This window comes from Aeromonas sp. MTB (assembly GCF_056632455.1).
Genome location: NZ_CP147026.1, coordinates 4058599 through 4077500, shown reverse-complemented (window position 1 = coordinate 4077500; position 18902 = coordinate 4058599). Strand labels below are relative to the sequence as shown.

At 57.4% G+C, this 18902-nt stretch carries 14 protein-coding genes, 6 tRNA genes and 2 rRNA genes (1 of these 22 running past the window's edge); 9 read left to right on the top strand and 13 right to left on the bottom strand.

Annotated features, from left to right (window positions below):
- Together WBR25_RS18650 and rrf are read left to right on the top strand one after the other, a co-directional pair.
- Positions 1 to 2530 (top strand): 23S ribosomal RNA (locus tag WBR25_RS18650) (it extends 359 nt beyond the left edge of the window).
- Between the two features lie 82 nt (positions 2531 to 2612).
- Positions 2613 to 2727, top strand: a 5S ribosomal RNA gene (gene rrf, locus WBR25_RS18645).
- Positions 2728 to 3351: 624 nt separating this feature from the next.
- Here the strand turns inward: rrf and WBR25_RS18640 are convergent.
- Positions 3352 to 3439 (bottom strand) — tRNA-Ser (locus WBR25_RS18640).
- A gap of 197 nt (positions 3440 to 3636) precedes the next feature.
- On the opposite strand from WBR25_RS18640, the gene WBR25_RS18635 reads away from it, so the two are divergent.
- A complete protein-coding gene (locus WBR25_RS18635) occupies positions 3637 to 4386 on the top strand; it encodes a DsbA family protein (protein WP_042084194.1) in 750 nt (249 codons plus the stop codon).
- A 296-nt stretch (positions 4387 to 4682) separates the two neighbouring features.
- Positions 4683 to 5585, top strand: a complete 903-nt coding sequence (locus WBR25_RS18630; protein WP_479748902.1) for a TSUP family transporter — start codon at positions 4683 to 4685, stop codon at positions 5583 to 5585.
- On the opposite strand, the gene WBR25_RS18625 is transcribed toward WBR25_RS18630, so the two are convergent.
- Positions 5500 to 6315, bottom strand: a complete 816-nt coding sequence (locus WBR25_RS18625) for a hypothetical protein (RefSeq protein ID WP_479748901.1) — start codon at positions 6313 to 6315, stop codon at positions 5500 to 5502. The genes WBR25_RS18630 and WBR25_RS18625 overlap by 86 nt on opposite strands.
- Before the next feature lie 218 nt (positions 6316 to 6533).
- Positions 6534 to 7820, bottom strand: coding sequence for a glutamate-1-semialdehyde 2,1-aminomutase (gene hemL / locus WBR25_RS18620; protein ID WP_064341840.1), 1287 nt, complete (start codon positions 7818 to 7820; stop codon positions 6534 to 6536).
- Positions 7821 to 8064: 244 nt separating this feature from the next.
- Between hemL and clcA the strand changes: the two genes are divergently transcribed.
- From clcA to erpA, 3 genes are all read left to right on the top strand, one after another.
- A complete protein-coding gene (gene clcA / locus WBR25_RS18615) occupies positions 8065 to 9453 on the top strand; it encodes a H(+)/Cl(-) exchange transporter ClcA (protein WP_139408606.1) in 1389 nt (462 codons plus the stop codon).
- 91 nt (positions 9454 to 9544) lie between these two features.
- Positions 9545 to 10240: a DUF6776 family protein gene (locus WBR25_RS18610; protein ID WP_005343032.1), complete on the top strand. Its 696-nt coding sequence runs from the start codon at positions 9545 to 9547 to the stop codon at positions 10238 to 10240.
- Positions 10241 to 10327: 87 nt separating this feature from the next.
- Positions 10328 to 10678, top strand: coding sequence for an iron-sulfur cluster insertion protein ErpA (gene erpA, locus WBR25_RS18605; RefSeq protein WP_005340225.1), 351 nt, complete (start codon positions 10328 to 10330; stop codon positions 10676 to 10678).
- Between the two features lie 138 nt (positions 10679 to 10816).
- Here the strand turns inward: erpA and nhaC are convergent, their stop codons facing one another.
- Entirely contained in the window at positions 10817 to 12226 is a 1410-nt protein-coding gene (nhaC, locus tag WBR25_RS18600; protein ID WP_005357819.1) for a Na+/H+ antiporter NhaC, read from the bottom strand.
- A gap of 301 nt (positions 12227 to 12527) precedes the next feature.
- On the opposite strand from nhaC, the gene WBR25_RS18595 reads away from it, so the two are divergent.
- Entirely contained in the window at positions 12528 to 12737 is a 210-nt protein-coding gene (locus tag WBR25_RS18595) for a hypothetical protein (RefSeq protein ID WP_005343034.1), read from the top strand.
- On the opposite strand, the gene WBR25_RS18590 is transcribed toward WBR25_RS18595, so the two are convergent.
- The 9 genes from WBR25_RS18590 to rsmC form a co-directional block, all read right to left on the bottom strand.
- Positions 12732 to 13004 (bottom strand): late competence development ComFB family protein, encoded by a 273-nt coding sequence (locus WBR25_RS18590; protein ID WP_005343036.1) that lies wholly within the window; start codon positions 13002 to 13004, stop codon positions 12732 to 12734. The two genes, WBR25_RS18595 and WBR25_RS18590, sit on opposite strands and share 6 nt — an antisense overlap.
- 109 nt (positions 13005 to 13113) lie before the next feature.
- Positions 13114 to 13199, bottom strand: a tRNA-Leu gene (locus WBR25_RS18585).
- Between the two features lie 71 nt (positions 13200 to 13270).
- Positions 13271 to 13356, bottom strand: a tRNA-Leu gene (locus tag WBR25_RS18580).
- Between the two features lie 46 nt (positions 13357 to 13402).
- Positions 13403 to 13488: transfer RNA gene (locus WBR25_RS18575), tRNA-Leu, on the bottom strand.
- Between the two features lie 44 nt (positions 13489 to 13532).
- Positions 13533 to 13618, bottom strand: a tRNA-Leu gene (locus WBR25_RS18570).
- A 53-nt stretch (positions 13619 to 13671) separates the two neighbouring features.
- Positions 13672 to 13757: transfer RNA gene (locus WBR25_RS18565), tRNA-Leu, on the bottom strand.
- A gap of 128 nt (positions 13758 to 13885) precedes the next feature.
- A complete protein-coding gene (gene glgA, locus WBR25_RS18560) occupies positions 13886 to 15346 on the bottom strand; it encodes a glycogen synthase GlgA (RefSeq protein ID WP_216979571.1) in 1461 nt (486 codons plus the stop codon).
- On the bottom strand, positions 15336 to 16553 hold the full coding sequence (gene glgC, locus WBR25_RS18555) for a glucose-1-phosphate adenylyltransferase (protein ID WP_005340236.1): 1218 nt from the start codon (positions 16551 to 16553) through the stop codon (positions 15336 to 15338). Before glgC ends, glgA begins: the two co-directional genes overlap by 11 nt.
- Positions 16554 to 16704: 151 nt before the next feature.
- On the bottom strand, positions 16705 to 17733 hold the full coding sequence (gene rsmC / locus WBR25_RS18550) for a 16S rRNA (guanine(1207)-N(2))-methyltransferase RsmC (protein WP_406595653.1): 1029 nt from the start codon (positions 17731 to 17733) through the stop codon (positions 16705 to 16707).
- A gap of 280 nt (positions 17734 to 18013) precedes the next feature.
- On the opposite strand from rsmC, the gene dapA reads away from it, so the two are divergent.
- On the top strand, positions 18014 to 18886 hold the full coding sequence (dapA, locus tag WBR25_RS18545; RefSeq protein ID WP_323970013.1) for a 4-hydroxy-tetrahydrodipicolinate synthase: 873 nt from the start codon (positions 18014 to 18016) through the stop codon (positions 18884 to 18886).
- Positions 18887 to 18902: the final 16 nt, after the last annotated feature.

Here is an 18902-nt window from a genome sequence, read left to right as displayed (position 1 = left end):
ATCGAGTAGGGCGGGACACGTGACATCCTGTCTGAATATGGGGGGACCATCCTCCAAGGCTAAATACTCCTGACTGACCGATAGTGAACCAGTACCGTGAGGGAAAGGCGAAAAGAACCCCTGTGAGGGGAGTGAAATAGAACCTGAAACCGTGTACGTACAAGCAGTGGGAGCCCTTCGGGGTGACTGCGTACCTTTTGTATAATGGGTCAGCGACTTACATTTTGTAGCGAGGTTAACCGTATAGGGGAGCCGTAGGGAAACCGAGTCTTAACTGGGCGTCTAGTTGCAAGGTGTAGACCCGAAACCGGGTGATCTAGCCATGGGCAGGTTGAAGGTTGAGTAACATCAACTGGAGGACCGAACCCACTAACGTTGCAAAGTTAGGGGATGACCTGTGGCTGGGGGTGAAAGGCCAATCAAACTCGGAGATAGCTGGTTCTCCCCGAAAGCTATTTAGGTAGCGCCTCGGACGAATACTACTGGGGGTAGAGCACTGTTTGGGCTAGGGGGTCATCCCGACTTACCAACCCCATGCAAACTCCGAATACCAGTAAGTAATATCCGGGAGACACACGGCGGGTGCTAACGTCCGTCGTGAAGAGGGAAACAACCCAGACCGCCGGCTAAGGTCCCAAAGTTCTGGTTAAGTGGGAAACGATGTGGGAAGGCTCAGACAGCTAGGATGTTGGCTTAGAAGCAGCCATCATTTAAAGAAAGCGTAATAGCTCACTAGTCGAGTCGTCTGCGCGGAAGATGTAACGGGGCTCAAACCAGGCACCGAAGCCGCGGATTCACACTTATGTGTGAGTGGTAGGGGAGCGTTCTGTAAGTCTGCGAAGGTGTATCGAGAGGTATGCTGGAGATATCAGAAGTGCGAATGCTGACGTAAGTAACGATAAAGGGGGTGAAAAGCCTCCTCGCCGGAAGACCAAGGGTTCCTGTCCAACGTTAATCGGGGCAGGGTGAGTCGACCCCTAAGGCGAGGCCGAAAGGCGTAGTCGATGGGAAGCAGGTTAATATTCCTGCACGACTTGTAATTGCGATGGGGGGACGGAGAAGGCTAGGTGGGCCAGGCGACGGTTGTCCTGGTGAAAGTGCGTAGGTGGTGTTTCTAGGCAAATCCGGAGACACAACACTGAGACACGAGACGAACGCACTACGGTGCGGAAGCCATTGATGCCCTGCTTCCAGGAAAAGCCTCTAAGCTTCAGATTACAAGTCATCGTACCCCAAACCGACACAGGTGGTCGGGTAGAGAATACCAAGGCGCTTGAGAGAACTCGGGTGAAGGAACTAGGCAAAATAGAACCGTAACTTCGGGAGAAGGTTCGCTCTTGACAGTGAAGTCCCTTGCGGATGGAGCTGTCGGGAGTCGCAGTGACCAGATGGCTGGGACTGTTTATCAAAAACACAGCACTCTGCAAACACGAAAGTGGACGTATAGGGTGTGACACCTGCCCGGTGCCGGAAGGTTAATTGATGGGGTTAGCGCAAGCGAAGCTCTTGATCGAAGCCCCGGTAAACGGCGGCCGTAACTATAACGGTCCTAAGGTAGCGAAATTCCTTGTCGGGTAAGTTCCGACCTGCACGAATGGTGTAACCATGGCCATGCTGTCTCCACCCGAGACTCAGTGAAATCGAATTCGCCGTGAAGATGCGGTGTACCCGCGGCTAGACGGAAAGACCCCGTGAACCTTTACTACAGCTTGGCACTGAACATTGAACCTACATGTGTAGGATAGGTGGGAGGCTTTGAAGGCGTGACGCCAGTTGCGCTGGAGCCGTCCTTGAAATACCACCCTTGTATGTTTGATGTTCTAACGCAGGCCCATGAATCTGGGCCGCGGACAGTGCCTGGTGGGTAGTTTGACTGGGGCGGTCTCCTCCCAAAGAGTAACGGAGGAGCACGAAGGTTGGCTAATCCTGGTCGGACATCAGGAGGTTAGTGCAATGGCATAAGCCAGCTTAACTGCGAGACGGACAGGTCGAGCAGGTACGAAAGTAGGTCATAGTGATCCGGTGGTTCTGAATGGAAGGGCCATCGCTCAACGGATAAAAGGTACTCCGGGGATAACAGGCTGATACCGCCCAAGAGTTCATATCGACGGCGGTGTTTGGCACCTCGATGTCGGCTCATCACATCCTGGGGCTGAAGTCGGTCCCAAGGGTATGGCTGTTCGCCATTTAAAGTGGTACGCGAGCTGGGTTCAGAACGTCGTGAGACAGTTCGGTCCCTATCTGCCGTGGGCGTTGGATGATTGAAGGGAGTTGCTCCTAGTACGAGAGGACCGGAGTGAACGAACCTCTGGTGTTCGGGTTGTCACGCCAGTGGCACTGCCCGGTAGCTAAGTTCGGAATCGATAACCGCTGAAAGCATCTAAGCGGGAAGCGAGCCCTGAGATGAGTCATCCCTGACCCCTTGAGGGTCCTAAAGGGCCGTTGGAGACCACAACGTTGATAGGTGGGGTGTGTAAGCGCGGCGACGTGTTGAGCTAACCCATACTAATTACCCGTGAGGCTTAACCATACAACACCCAAGAAGTGTTCTAAGGCTTGTAGCAAATACGAAGCGAACTACTTACATCAGCTTTCTCAGATTGAAGAATTTGCCTGGCGGCCATAGCGCCGTGGAACCACCTGATCCCATGCCGAACTCAGAAGTGAAACGCGGTAGCGCCGATGGTAGTGTGGCATTCGCCATGCGAGAGTAGGACACTGCCAGGCACCCAATACAAGAAACCCCGCTCATCGAGCGGGGTTTTTTATTGCCTTAAATTTATTGAATCGTCTGATATTTGGCCTGACTTATTCCTTTCTTCTGTTTTTATTGTTACTCGCTGTTGTCTTTCGGTTCAACGAATAGCCTGATGTTACGCTTTTACTCTTTCTTCATGTAAAGCAGTTACTCTGTATGGCAGGACTGGCATCGCCATAACCCGTGAATCCCATGATCGCCTATACGTCGTGATCTCTTGCTTGGGATCTCTGCTTCCTGAGTTAGCTGCTCCCTCTTTTTAAGCCGCAACCCCATCGTCCCTGCTTTTCTATGACGGTGTTAACCGGCCCTGACTTTATTCCGAAGAGGGGTTATTGGCGGTAGCAACATGCAGGAGCCGTGGTCGCTGCGTTGGGTCGTTGTTGTTTGGGGCAATAAGGAAATGGGAAGGGATGCTCGCAGGAACGCAGAGGTTCGATGTTGATAGGTGATCTTGTGGCCGCTGTTGAGCCCACAGGTGAGAAGATCAAGAAAGGAGTTGAAGAAGACTAATGTGTTGAGCTCTATGAGGAGTGGCAAATCGCAGGCAAATAAAAAGCCCACGCAACATGGTTGCATGGGCTCGGTATGAATGGCGGAGGAGGTGGGATTTGAACCCACGGATGGTCGCCCATCGCCGGTTTTCAAGACCGGTGCATTCAGCCGCTCTGCCACCCCTCCGCAGCAGTGCGGCGAATATTACCATGCTGATCCGGCTTGTAAATCCCCGTCCGGTTCGATTGCTGGTTAATTGCACGAAACGACATGAAAAAGTGGCAATCAGGGCGCATCAAGCGCTTTTTTGGCCAGATAACTTGACTTGAAAACAGACTCAACCACTATAGTGGCCTCTATCATATCCTCTGCAAGATAACGTTATGACTATTAAAAATGCCCTGTTTTGCGCGCTGGCTGGTGTGACCCTGCTGGCGACGCCGGTACATGCAAGCGAGCTTACCAAAAGCGATGTCGAGCAAATCGTTCGCGACTATCTGGTCAAGAATCCCGAGATCCTGGTCGAGATGTCCAATGCCCTGCGTGCCAAGCAGGAGAGCCAGCAGGCCGAGAGTGACAAGGCGCTGATCAAGGCTCACTCCAAGCAGCTTTATGCCAATCAGGATCCCGAGATGGGGAATCCGAAGGCGTCGCTGACTATTGTAGAGTTTTTCGATTACAACTGCGGTTACTGCAAACGGGCCCATCCGCTGGTCAAGCAGCTGATGGCGGAAGATAAAGATATCCGTTACATCTACAAGCAGTTCCCCATTCTGAGCGAGTCCTCCTACTTCGCAGCTCGTGCTGCGCTGGCTGTCCAGCTGGGTCAGCCTGACAAGTACCAGGCGTTCCACGAGAAGCTCTATACCCATCAGGGCCCGCTCGCTGATGAAGCACAGGTCAAGCAGTTGGCTGTGGCGGCCGGTGTGGACTGGAGCAAGGTGGAAGCCAAGATCAAGGATGGCAGCATTGACCAGAACCTCGGTACCAACCGTGCGCTGGCTGAAGCGCTCGGTATCTCCGGTACCCCGGCCTTCATCATCGGTGATCAGATCCTGCGCGGTGCCCCCCGTGATCTGGCCAGCCTGAAGGGGTTTATCAAGGACGTGCGTGCCGGCAAGAGCATTCAATAAGCAGTTGTCATGGTCGAGGGCCCAGCGCCCCGGCCAGATACAGAAAGAGGGTCGGTATCACTACCGGCCCTCTTTTTTATTATGTCCTTTGGCACAAGTGGTCGTCGCGAAAGGACCATAACAACGTGCTCAGGACCCGGCCTGTTGGCCTCAGTAACAAGTATTAGCAGAGTCGTTCGGAGTCTATTGATAAATATTTCACCTTGCAGAGGCGTGTCGTGAGCATTGCTTAATTCCGGTCAAGATTTTTTCTGCTGCTTGCCTTAGAATCGCCGCCCGTTGCAGGAGAAACCCCTATGTTAGTTGATATTTTACGGCTGGTTTTTATAGCCGGAGGCCTCGTATTCATCTTTATGCTGGTGCAAGCCTGCTGGCGGAAGAAGCAGAGTGGATCCTTTGAGGCGACCCCCTTCTGGCCGGTGGCGTTGATCGGTGGGGTTGCCAACTTTCTCGATACCCTGGGGGTGGGCAGCTTTGCGGTAAAGACCGCCTGTTACAAGCAGTTCAAGCTGATCGATGATCGGGTGCTGCCGGGTACCCTAAATGGGCAGTGCGTGCTGCCGACCGTGACTCAGTCGCTGATCTTCGTCGGCGCAGTCGCAGTGGAGCCGCTGACGCTGATCAGCATGATGATGGCCGCCGCAGCTGGCGCAGCCTGGGGCGCTCGTCATGTGGCCTCGTTTGATCGGCAGACCATCCGGCTGGTGATGGCTATCTCCTTACTGGTCGTTGCAGGGCTTATCTTTGCCGGTCTGCTGGGCCTTTTCCCTGTAGGCGGCGATGCGATGGGGCTCAGCGGCTACAAGTTGGCGATTGCCCTGCTTGGCAATTTCATCTTCGGGGTACTGATGAATGTCGGTATAGGCCTGTTTGCCCCCTGCATGACGCTGGTTTATCTGCTGGGGATGAATCCGCTGGCGGCGTTTCCGATCATGATGGGCTCCACCGCCGTGCTTAGCGTTTTCTCCGCAGGCACCTTTATCCGCAAAGGGGCGTTTGATGCCAAGGCGGTGCTGGCGGTAGCCATCTTCGGGCCCATCGGTGTGGTGCTGGCAGCCATGCTGGTCAAATCCATGGATATGGAGATGCTGAAGTGGCTGGTTGCCTTTATCGTCATCTATACCTCCTGGACCATGTACGCCTCTTGGCGGACGGTGCGTCGCTCCCCTGTGCAGCTGACGGTGGAGAGCGCAGGCTAGCCTGTACCAGTGCAGCTTCGGCCTTGGCCCCCAGAAAAACATAGAGGCCAAGCGCCAGCAACAAACCCACCGCACACCCCATCACCCCGACCGCAGGCCAGAGCAGCTCGCTCTGGCCGAGCGAACCCTTGAACAGCAGCAACAACCCCTCGATGGAGACCGCGATCAGAATGGCGGCGATAAAGCGGGTGATGGTGCGGCGAATGGCGCTGTGGCGGAAGATATCCTTATGCAGCAGTACCTCCTCTTCCAGAATGGTCTTGCCCAGATCGAACACCGCCAGTGCCAGCGTCAGGAAGATGATGGCGCTAAAGGCGCCGAGCTGGTTCTGCTGCTCGCCGCACAATAGCTGGTAGAGCTGCTCCAGCCCGTGCCAGATGAGCGTCGCGACGATGAGAAACAGCGCCATGCTGAGCAACACATAGACCGCCTTGAACCAGGGCATGGCGCGGCGGCGCTCCCTGTCTCCCATCAACCAACCAATCAGCTGATTCAGACAGACGGTGATCTCCCGTCCTTGCCCCTGCACGATAAGGTGCAGCCGGTTATGGGCCGCCGGTGCCGCAGGCTGGATGCACATCGGCCCCAGATAGTGGTCAATGCTGACGACAAAGGGATACCCCTTGAGCGAGGCAAGGGGGGCACTGAGCAGCCCCTGCAGTAGCGGGGTCAGCTCCTCCTGATACTCCTGATAGCGCCGCAGCACATCGATGGGGCTCATCTCTGCCATATGGACCTCGGTGACGTGGGCTCTTGTGGTGAATGTGCAAATAGTGGGCCTGCTTTATGACAGGGATGGCGGGGCAAGTTGCACCAGAGAATGACAAATCGGTGGATGACGAGGGAGTAATGCACCAGAAATGGGCGTATTGCCGCCCTGTGTGGTGATGGAGGCACTGCAATAGAAAAGGGCCCGTGACGGGCCCTTTTGCGACAACCAGCGGCGATTTAGCCAGCCAGCTTGGCGAAGCTGCGTTCGGCGGCGGCCAGAGTGTGTTCAATCTCCTTGTCGCCGTGAGCCAGCGACAGGAAGCCTGCCTCGTAGGCGCTCGGCGCCAGATAGACGCCCTCTTCGAGCATCAGGTGATAGAAGCGCTTGAAGCGTTCCATATCGCAGCGAGTGACCTGCTCGTAGCGGGTGATTTCGCTCTCTTCGGTGAAGAAGAAGCCGAACATGCCGCCCACATAGTTGATGGCGAGCGGGATACCGTGTTTGGCGGCGGCAGCTTTCAGTCCCTCGGCAACACGAGCTGTCTTGGCGCTCAGCTGCTCATAGAGACCCGGCTCCAGCAGCAGATCCAGCATGGTCAGACCGGCCGCCATGGCCACCGGGTTGCCGGAGAGAGTCCCCGCCTGATAGACAGGGCCGGTCGGGGCAATGTGCTGCATCACCTTCTTCTTGCCGCCGAAGGCGCCGACAGGCATGCCGGCACCGATGATCTTGCCGAGGGTGGTGAGATCCGGGTCGATGTTGTAGTGACCCTGAGCACCGCGCAGGGAGACGCGGAAGCCGGTCATCACCTCGTCCAAGATCAGCAGGGCACCGAACTCGTCACATATGGCGCGCAGCCCTTCCAGGAAGCCGGGGACCGGCGGGATGCAGTTCATGTTGCCTGCGACCGGCTCGACGATGATACAGGCGATCTCGCTGCCGTACTGGGTGAAGGCTTCACGCACCGAATCCAGATCGTTGAAGACGCAGGTCAGGGTGTGTTTGGCGAAATCGGCCGGAACGCCCGGGCTGTTGGGCTGACCCAGGGTCAGGGCGCCGGAACCTGCCTTGACCAGCAGGGAGTCGGCGTGGCCGTGGTAGCAGCCCTCGAATTTGACGATCTTGTCGCGGCCGGTGTAGCCACGGGCCAGACGGATGGCGCTCATGGTGGCTTCGGTGCCGGAGTTGACCATCCGCACCTGCTCCATGGAGGGGACGATCTGGCGGACTTTCTCGGCCATCAGCACTTCGATCTCGGTCGGAGCACCGTAGCTCAGCCCCTTCTCAACGGCCTTGATGACGGCGGCTTTGATGGCCGGGTGGTTGTGACCCAGCAGCATGGGGCCCCAGGAGCCGATGTAATCCACGTAGGCCTGACCATCCACATCATAGAGATAGGCGCCATCGGCGTGATCGATGAAGCGGGGCGTGCCGCCGACCCCATTGAAGGCGCGGACCGGTGAGTTGACGCCACCCGGAATGGTCTGGCGGGCCTGTTCAAACAGCTGATCTGATTTTGACATGGATCATCCTTAATGGGATTTTGGTCGTCACACAAGGGATTGCAGCCGATTGAGACTCGGCAGGCCGGAGCATCAGGAGTATGCTTTGCGCTCTCGCCACCCGGACTCTCGGTCTGCTCCCGTGACAAAAATTTAACGGGCCGACTATAGCAGAAAGCCCCAGCCCTGGGCAGCCGAGCAACGCGCCGGGTGATCCTGATCTCAGCTAGCTGACGATATGGTTTTTCCAAGTTGGTGTAACAAGATGGCGCAACAAGCTCTCTCCTCTGAAGCCGATACCTCTGCGCGGGGGCCGCTTTCCCGCATTATCCGGCAAGACAAGATGCCCTTGCTGGTGCTGCTGCTGGCGGCGCTGGTCGGCACCCTGGCCGGACTGGTGTGCGGTCTGTTCGAATCTGGTGTCCACTGGCTGGCAGAACAACGCATCGCCTTGCTGGCAGACCGTCCCTGGTGGCAGCTCGGTCTGCTTGGCTTTGGCTTCAGCGCCTTGCTGGGATTTGTCGGTTACTTCCTCACTCATACCTTTGCCCCGGAAGCGGGTGGTTCCGGCATTCCCGAGATCGAGGGGGCGATGGACGATCTGCGCCCGGTGCGGTGGTGGCGAGTGTTGCCGGTCAAGTTCTTCGGCGGCATCTGTACCCTGAGCTCCGGTATGGTGCTGGGGCGGGAGGGGCCTTCGGTACAGATCGGCGGCAACCTCGGCAAGATGGTGGCGGATATCTTCCGGTTGCCCAAGGAGCATGGCCATGCCCTGCTGGCAGCCGGTGCGGCGGGCGGTCTGGCGGCAGCCTTCAATGCGCCGCTGGCGGGCATCCTGTTCGTGATGGAGGAGATGCGACCGCAGTTTCGCTACTCCTTTCTGGCCATCAAGGCGGTGGGGATCTCCGCCATTATGGCGACCCTGATGCTGCAGAACATGAAAGGGCAGGGGGCGGTGATCACCTTGCCCCACTACGATGCGCCAGCCCTCAAGGCGCTCTGGCTGTTCCTCTTTATGGGGGCCACCTTCGGGGTGCTGGGTTTTGTCTTCAACAAGCTGGTGCTGGCCTGTCAGGATGGTTATCTGGCGCTGCACCAGAACAAGCGCCACCGTTTTGTGGCCATCGGCATGCTGGTCGCCGGAACGTTTGGCGTGCTGTCGCTGTTTGCTCCCGCGGTGACGGGGGGCGGCACCGAGCTTATTCCTCATCTGATGGGGGATGAGTATGCGATGGCGACCCTGTTCCTCATCTTCTCGGTGCGGTTGGTCGCGACCCTCATCTGCTTCTGCTCCGGTGCCCCGGGCGGGGTGTTTGCGCCGACCCTGGCATTGGGCACCTTGTTTGGCGTGGTGTTTGGCCATCTGTTTCATGCGGCGTTTCCCGAGCTTGGCATCGAGCCCGGCGCCTTTGCCATCGCCGGAATGGGGGCGCTGTTTGCTGCCACCGTGCGTGCCCCCATCACCGGTATCGTGCTGGTCACCGAGATGACCGACAACTATCAGCTGATCCTGCCGATGATGATCACCACGGTCGGTGCGACTCTGGTTGCCCAGTGGCTGGGGGGGCGGCCCATCTATTCCCAGATCCTGGAGCGAACTTTACGGCTCGCCGCGCGTCAAAAGCGGGGTGATGGCAGCGCCACGGCCAGTTAATTTTTCCCTTTATCGCCTGTGACCCCGGTCAGGGCGGTATAGTGAAGGGAGAGGCGCTGCCGTAAATGGCGTGATAACGGGATGAGGGGCTATGTCCAATCTATTGAAGTTATTGGTCGTGTTAGCCGTTGGCGGGCTCATCGGTTACTTTGTCGGGAACCGTCAGGAGCTGGCCCAGAGTAGTCTGTTGGTGGTACAGCAGGAGACGCTGGATCGTCAGGGCAAGGCTATCGGCCAGCTCAAGACCGAATTGGGGGTGAAAGATACCCAGCTGGCGACCCAGAAAGCGGCATTCGAGCAGTTGCAGACCACCCTGAAAAGTCAGGAGGCGCAGGTGCAGGAGCTCAAGCGCCAGCTGGCCTTTTTCGAGCGGATCATGCGCCCCACCGGCGAACAGGTGGGGGTGGTGATCGACAACCTGACCCTGCAGGAGACCAGCATTCCCGGTCGTTACCACTACCGTCTAGCCCTGACCCAGCCTGCCAAGAAGCGGGAGCTGTTCCGTGGTCAGGTGCAGATCCGGGTCGAGGGGAGCCTGGCTGACAAGCCGAAGACGCTAACCGGCCGCGATCTTGGGATGAAGGTGAGCGAGTGGCGTTATGCCCTACGTTATTTCCAGCTGCTGGAAGGGAATTGGCAGTTGCCGGAAGGCTTTGTGCCGGATCGGATCCGTGTCACCATCAACAAGGATGGCAGGCAACCGGCGCAAGAGCTGCTGGTTGAGTGGGGCGAGGTGATCAAGCCGCTGGTCGCCGCACCGCCTGCTCCGGTTCCCGCGGCCGGTTAAACGTGGTGAATACTTGAACTGAATGGTCGGGTATTGGATAATTTCGCGGTTTCCATGTTTGTGGATCTAATGGTTGTGAGGTCAGTAATGAGTGCAGTAGCAGAAGCCCCGCTGCCCATCCAGATGACGGATGCGGCGGCCAACAAGGTGAAGAACCTGATCACCGAGGAAGAGAATCCCGAGCTGAAGCTGCGGGTATACATCACGGGTGGGGGCTGCTCCGGTTTCCAGTATGGCTTTACCTTTGATGAGAAGATCAACGACGGGGACACCGTAGTCGAGAAGAATGGCGTCACCATGGTGATCGATCCCATGAGCCTGCAATATCTGGTAGGCGGCAGTGTGGATTACACCGAGGGTCTGGAAGGTTCACGCTTCACCGTGACCAACCCCAATGCCACCACGACCTGTGGCTGTGGCTCCAGCTTCTCCATCTGATCGGCGTATCGGTCTGATGAAACGGCTCTCGGCAACGAGGGCTGTTTTTGTTTGTGGTGCTCAGTGCGCTCCATCAAACAGCATTTCTCTGAAACAACAAAGGCGCCTTGATGGCGCCTTTGTTGTTTGCAGAATGGCTTAGCGGGAGCTTGCCGCCGCGACCAGCGGAATCCGGTTCACCGCCTTGCCCATGTAGGCGAGGGTAATGGTCACAATGATGCAGGTGAAGCTCAGCCACATGTAGGGCAGGTAGTCGAGGGTTGCCACCCCCAGCACCCCGGCCATGAAGATGCCGTTGTCGCTCCAGGGCACCATGCCGCAGGTGAGGGTGCCGCCAAACTCGGCGTTGCGAGAGAGGTTCTTGCGCGCCAGTCCCAGTCGGTCGTAGTTCTTGGCCATGATCTTGGGGGTCAGGATCAGCGATACATACATGGCCGAGCCAAACACATTGGCCAGAAACGCGGTGCCGATGGTGTGGCTGGTCAGGCTGCCGACGCTATTGATGCGCTTCTCGAAGGCGCTGGCGATCACTTCCAGAATGCCGACCTTCTCCAGCAGACCGCCAAACCCGAGACCGAAGATGATGACCGCGACCGAGCCCAGCATGGACTCCATGCCGCCGCGACCGAGAATGTTGTCGATAAAATCGATGCCGGAGGTGATGGCAAACGGACTATAAGCCGAGTGCATCGCCTTGACCGGATCCATGCCCTGGAAGGCGATGGCCCAGATCAGGCCCAGCAGGGCGCCGAAGCTGATCACCGGGAAGGCGGGCTTGCGATTGGCCAACAGGCCCAGCACCAGCACCACCGGCACTATGGCCAGCGGGGTGATGTTGAACTGGTTGTCGAGGGCCTCCATCACCAGATTGACCTGCTCCAGGCTGACGTTGCCTGAATACTGCATGCCCACCACGGTGAACAGCACGGCGGTGATGACATAGGAGAGCAGGCTGATGGGCAGCATCCCCTTGATATGCTCCACCACGTCGACGTTGGACATGGTCGAGGCCAGTACCACGGAGTCGGAGAGCGGAGATAGCTTGTCACCGAAGTAGACGCCGGAGAGCACGGCACCGGCGACCAGCGGCGCAGGCACGCCGAGACTGTGGCCGATCCCCATCATGGCGATACCGGCGGTGGCGGCAGAGCCCCAGGAGGTGCCGGTGGCCAGCGAGGTCAGGGAGCAGATGATCAGGGTTGCCAGCAGGAAGATGGACGGATGGATCACCTTGAGGCCGAAGTAGATGATGCTGGGAACAATGCCGCCGGCAATCCAGGTGCCGACCAGAGCACCGACGGAGACCAGGATCAGGATGGCCCCCATCCCCTTGGCAACGCCGTCAACGGCAGCCTGCTCCAGGGATTTGTAATCGTGGCCGAGTTTGATGCCAAGTCCCATGATGACGAACCAGGCGATGAACAGCGCCAGCTGGATCGGCAGATCGAGCACGCTGGTGAACGAGAATGCCAGGGCCAGGAAAATGGCCAGACAGGCAAACACCTGTGCCATGCCCGGTAGTCGGATGTGGTTTTGTTGGTTTTGCATAGATACTTCCTAAACTCTTGCTCGCCAAGGTCACTCCCTCTCGTCCTGTGGATACATCGATCCCGAGGAGGCAACCCAAAAAGAGGCCGCAATCTACCACAAACCCGGCGGGTTAAAGCCCCATCAAATTGGCAAAAAAGCACATTTGATTGAAAAAATCACAAATTAGTTGATCTCATAACCCGTTTTTGAGCGGCCTGTTGACACAGGGGGTCACATACGAAGCTTGCCTGTGACGCCACTTGCATCCCCAGCAGATGAAGATGATAATTATTATCAATTGTTGGTTGGGGAGAAAAAAATGCGCTGGATATTGCGGGGTATGATGTTGCTGGTGGCGGTGGCCGTACTCGCATGGGGTCAGGATAAAGAGTACGGCACCTGGAGTGTAGGTTTTCTGCTGGCTGCCTGGGTGATGCTGGAGCCTGGATTGCGGCCCGCCCTGATCTTGCTGCCAGTGGCCGGGTTGACCGGTATCGTTACCCTGCTCTGGCAGCAGCCATGGTTATGAGCTTTTGACGGGAGCCTGCTTAATCTTCTGCTGTGCCACCTTGAGCGATTCGACCACCAGCTTCTCCATTTCGGTGCGCTTGGCGTCGGTCAGGAAGTAGATCATGTCGACATTGTGGCGAATATAGTGGGCCGGAAGCTGGTTGAGGGTAAGGCAGCAGAGGTCTGCCATCTGATCGCTGTTGAGCTTTTGCTGCAGCCCCTGTTTCTCAATCTCCTTGAGCACCAGATGTTCGTAAAAGTTGTGAATGTCGGTATCCAGTATCATATGCGTTCCTTGGCATGACGATGAGCGGGGAGTCGTCAAAAGCATAGCCATAACAAGGAGTAAAAACAAAAGGCCCATCACTTTCGTGATGGGCCTTTTGCGTAATGAATGGTGCGAAGAGAGGGACTCGAACCCTCACATCCGTGGGACACTAACACCTGAAGCTAGCGCGTCTACCAATTCCGCCACCTTCGCACACTGATTTTCTCCAGCTGGTTTTTAAATGCGGTTGGAGCGCATTGCTCTGTGTTTACATGTCAGAATCATGGTGCGAAGAGAGGGACTCGAACCCTCACACCCGGGGGGCACTAACACCTGAAGCTAGCGCGTCTACCAATTCCGCCACCTTCGCACATTCGGGTTTCCAGTCTGGATTTACATGCTGTCTGGATAAAGCATGGTGCGAAGAGAGGGACTCGAACCCTCACATCCGTGGGACACTAACACCTGAAGCTAGCGCGTCTACCAATTCCGCCACCTTCGCACATTGTGTTACCAGTTTTGATTTACATGCTGTCTGGAGAAGCATGGTGCGAAGAGAGGGACTCGAACCCTCACACCCGGGGGGCACTAACACCTGAAGCTAGCGCGTCTACCAATTCCGCCACCTTCGCACATTCGGGTTTTCTAGTTGGATTTACATGCTGCTGAATCAGCATGGCAGTATTGGTGCGAAGAGAGGGACTCGAACCCTCACATCCGTGGGACACTAACACCTGAAGCTAGCGCGTCTACCAATTCCGCCACCTTCGCATCACTGCGGAGGGGGATTCTATAGAGTTTTGGGGGAGCGTCAACAGCCAAAGGGGACTTTTTTCGCTGTTGACGCCCAAAGTGGCGCCAAGGGTACAAAACTTCAGCAATTAGCCGACGTCTGGCATTCAGTAACGGCCCAATGCGTTCTGATACATCCGTTCATACTGGGTGACCGAGTCAGGCCAGTTGAAGCGGGTGTTCATGGCATTGCGTTGTACCTTGGCAAAACGCTCCTTGTCCTGCAGGAAATAGAGCAGGCTGCGGCGCATGGTATCGAGCAGGATGGCGGCAGTCGGATCGTTAAAGCAGAAGCCGGTGGCATGCTCGGGATCTGCATCCCAATCCACCACGGTATCTTTCAGACCACCCACAGCGCGCACCAGTGGCAGGGTACCATAGGCGAGGCTGTACATCTGGTTGAGGCCGCAAGGCTCGAACAGCGAGGGCATCAGGAAGAAGTCGGCACCGGCTTCGACCAGATGAGCCAGCCGATCGTCATAGGTGTTGATGAAGGCGAGCTTGCCCGGATAATCCCGGGCCATGGTTTGCAGTTGCGTGGCGAGCGCAGGATCGCCAGAGCCGACGATCACCACTTGTACCTGATGGTGGAGGAATTTCTCCAGCGCAGGGAGCAGCAGGGGGACGCCCTTCTGCTCGGTCAGGCGGCAAACCATGCCGTAGATGGGCAAGTCCGCCACGGCCAGTCCCGCTTCCTGCTGCAGGCTCTCTTTGCAGATCTGTTTGCCAGCCATGTTGTCGATGCTGTAGGTCGCAGGCAGGAATTCGTCGAACTCAGGATCCCAGTCCTTGTAGTCGCAGCCGTTGAGGATGCCGCAGAGATCCGCCGCCCGTTGCTGGAAGATATGCGCCATGCCGTGGGCGCCGAGGTGAGTCAGCAGCTCCTGGGCATAGTTGGGGCTGACCGCATTGATCTTGTCGGCGTAAAGCACCCCGCACTTGAGCAGATTGACATGACCGTAGTCGTAGTTGATGCGGCGTTCGTAGTCGGCGATCTCGGGCATGGCCCAGAACTGCTCGCGGCCAAACACCCCCTGAAACGCCGCGTTGTGAATGCTGATCACGCTGCGGGTTTGCTGGAAGAAGGGGTTGTGGGCGTGACGGGTTTTCAGCAGCAGTGGCAGCAGGCCGGTGTGCCAGTCATTGCAGTGGGCGATATCCGGAGCAAAGCCGAGCTGCTCGCAGGCATGGAGGGCCGCGGCCGAGAAGAAGGCAAAGCGCTCGCCATTATCCGGATAGGCCTGATTGTTCTCGGCGTAGAGCTGGGGACGATCGAAATATTGCGGGCAGTCAAGCAGATAGACGCAGACGCCATCCAGCTCCATCTGGTAGATGCGATAACCGATATCCGGCAGCCCGGGGTGGGTTGGCAACCAGCGTGACGCAACCAGTCTGGCCTCATCCCGTCGCTTTATCGTCTTGTAGAAGGGCAACATGATCCTGACATCATGTCCCTTCTGGGCCAGGTACATCGGCAGGGCTCTGGCGACATCGGCCAGGCCCCCGGTCTTGACCAGCCCCTCAACTTCCGAGGCAACAAACAGGATTTTCAGTGGGTTAATAGCCAACTCTTGCTCCCTTAGGTACCACCACGATACCGCCTTCGGATACGGTAAATCGCTCTCTATCGTGGTCCAGATTTTCACCGATAACGGTGCCTGGCGCAATTTCAACGTTTTTATCAATGATCGCGCGCCGGATGGAGCACCCTTCACCAATCTTCACGTCCCCCAGCAGCACGGATTCACTGATATGGCTGCACGCGCCGATATTGCAGCGGAAACCAAGGATGGATCGCTGGATCTGGCTGCCCTGAATGAAGCAACCGGCGGAGATCAGCGAGTTGGCGATCTTCACCTTGCACTCGTCGCTGTCGATGAAGGTAGCAGGCGGCAGCGCCGGATAGTGGGTGTGCAGGGGCCACTTGCGGTTATAGAGGGAGAAGGGGGGATTGTCGGCCACCAGGTCCATGTGCGCTTGCCAATAAGAGTCGAGGGTGCCCACATCCCGCCAGTAGACGTGCGGTTTCTCGCCGGGGATGACGTTGGTGCTGTAGTCATAGACATAGACGGGGGCGCGCGGGTAGAGGCTCGGGATCACATCCTTGCCAAAGTCGTGGCTGGAGTTCTCCTCCGCGGCATCCCGCTTCAACTCGCGGCAGAGCGCATCGGTCTCGAAGATGTAGTTGCCCATGGAGACCAGCGCCTGGGTGGGATCACCGGGAATGTGTTTCGGCTGTTTCGGTTTTTCCTGAAAGCCGATCATCCGCCCTTCGGTATCGACCTCGATCACCCCGAAGGCGCTCGCCTCTTCGATGGGCATGCGAAGTGCCGCGACCGTCATGGCGGCGTTCTTCTGCTTGTGGAAGGTGACCATCTGGCTCACATCCATCTTGTAGATGTGGTCGGAGCCGAAGATGCAGACATGATCCGGTTCGGCCCGCTCGATAAACCCGAGGTTCTGGTAAATGGCGTCGGCGGTGCCGTCATACCAGCGTTTGCCCATCCGCATCTGGGCCGGGATGGGATCGATAAAGCGGTCGGTGATGCCGACGATATTCCACCCCTTCTTCATGTGCAGGTAGAGGGACTGTGATTTGAATTGGGTCAGTACATAGATGCGCAGAAAGTCGGCGTTGACGAAGTTGTTGAGGACAAAGTCGATCAGCCGGTAGCTGCCACCAAAGGGGACGGAAGGCTTGCTGCGGGTGGTGGTCAGAGGCTGCAGGCGAGTACCTTCGCCACCAGCCAGGATCATGGTCAAAATGCCTGCCATCGTATTTCTCTCCCTGAATTAACAACATGAAAAGGTTTTCAATGTTCGGTATAAAAACACCCCTAAAGGGGTGGTTTTTATCGTGTGCTTAATACCTTATCAGATGCCGGATGGCGCTCTCTAGCTGTTTTCTTGTGCTGCTTACACTTATTTACATTTTGCTCAGATAGACCTTGAATTTGGCATCACTGCTGATCACTTCAGTCCGTTTGAAGTGTGTCTCCAGTATAGGCTGGTAGCGCAAGAAGGCGTTGGCAACAATGGTCAGCGAACCATTTGGCAGCAAAAATTCCGGCGCCTTGGCCAGGAACTGCTCGGTTGCCGCATAGAAGGTTTTGAGACCCGCATGGAATGGCGGGTTGGAGACGATGTGCTGGAAACGGGTGGAGACATCCGAATAGACATCGGAAGCGGTGACCTTGCCCTGCAGACCGTTGATCGCCAGGGTGCGGCGGCTCGATTCGAGCGCCAGCGCGCTGATATCCACCATGTTGACCTGCAGTTCCGGATTGCGCTTGGCCAGCACAGACCCAATTACCCCGGCGCCGCAGCCGAAATCGAGCAATTCGCCCGTCATCGGCGGCACGGCGGCCAGCAGCATCTGGGTGCCGAGATCCAGCTCGGCGGCGCTGAAGACGCCGGGCAGCGCCAGCACGGTCAGCTCGGTATCACCGGCCTTGCACTGATAGCGGCCAAACCAGCTATCCAGATCGAACGGGGCGACCGGTTTGCAGAGCTCACCATGATAGAGGGAGCAGCGGCGGGCCGAATCGCGCTTGATCGGCTTTTCGCCATAGGGGGCCAGCAGCTTGTCGGCGCCATTGATGCCGCCGCGGTTTTCACCGGCGAGGAACAGATCGGCACCCGCTTCCATCAAGGGGGTCATCATGGCCAGCAGATATTGTGCCTCGGCCTTGGCCTTGGGCATCAGCAGTAACAGGGCATCGAAGCGCGGGGCACCACCTAGCTGGTGGTCGAACAGGATAGCCTCGCCGAGGGCGGCCTGCTGGCTGCGGTAGTAGCAGTAATCGGTGGTAAAGACGGTCAGGGTCCGGGCCAGGCTCGCCAGTTGGCGGGGGTAGTCATCCTCCAGCGCGCCGCAGACAAGTAGCCGCTTGCCGACAAAGAGGGCTTGGTTTCGTTCCAGCATCTGGCTGACGGCACTGATAGGGCTGCTCATCGGGTCTCTCCACGCAATTTTGGACGGCCATTATACATAGCCCCTTTCGCCTTGACATTTATGCCGTGTTCCCGAAATATGCCCAGACACCATTTTTTGACCAGAGATGACGAAATGCGGTTCAACGGGTTGAAACGAAAGCACAAAAAAAGCCTGAAATTCGGGCCTGCCGACGTTCGCGCGTAACCTCTCATCCCTGAGAAGCTTCAAACCCCGGTTGCGCACATCGTACCGGGGTTTTTTATTGCCATATGCGCGTCATTTAGGAGAAGGAGATCCCATGTTTCAAGGTTCAATCGTTGCGTTGATCACCCCGTTTCGACAGGGAAAGCTGGATGAAGAGGCGCTGCTGCGTCTGGTGGAGTGGCATATCGAACAGGGCACTCACGGCATTGTGCCGGTGGGCACCACGGGGGAAAGCCCGACCCTGACCCATGACGAGCACTGCCGGGTGGTGGAGCTGGTGGTCAAACAGGTCGCTGGCCGTATTCCGGTGATCGCCGGGGCGGGTTCCAACAATCCGGTCGAAGCCATCGAGTACACCCTCCATGCAGAGCGGGTGGGCGCCGATGCCACCCTGCATGTGGCCGGTTACTACAACCGCCCCAATCAGGAGGGGCTCTACCACCACTTCAAGGCGGTACACGACGCCACCGCCAAGCCGATCATCGTCTACAACATTCCGCCGCGTGCCATCGTCGACGTGCAGCCGGCGACCCTGGCCCGTCTGGCCGAGCTGCCGCGTATTGCCGGGGTGAAAGATGCCACCGGCGATCTTGCCCGCCCCTGGACCGAGCGCCAGCTGATCAAAAAGCCCTTCGCCTGGCTCTCCGGTGAAGATGCTACTGCCGTGGCCTACAACATCGGCGGTGGTCAGGGCTGTATCTCTGTGACCGCCAACGTGGCCCCCAAGCTGGTAGCCGAGGTGCAGAACCTCACGCTGGCTGGCAAGTGGCAAGAAGCGCGTGAACTGCAAGACCAGCTGATTCCGCTCCATCAGGCGATGTTTGCCGAGCCGAGCCCGGCTGGTGCCAAATATGCCGCTTCCCTGCTCGGTTTCTGCAGCGAGGAGTGTCGCCTGCCGGTGATGCCACTGTCGGAAGCGACCCGCGAGCGCATTCGCAACGCCATGCAGCAGCTCAACCTGCTGTAGTGCAAAACGGGTGAGC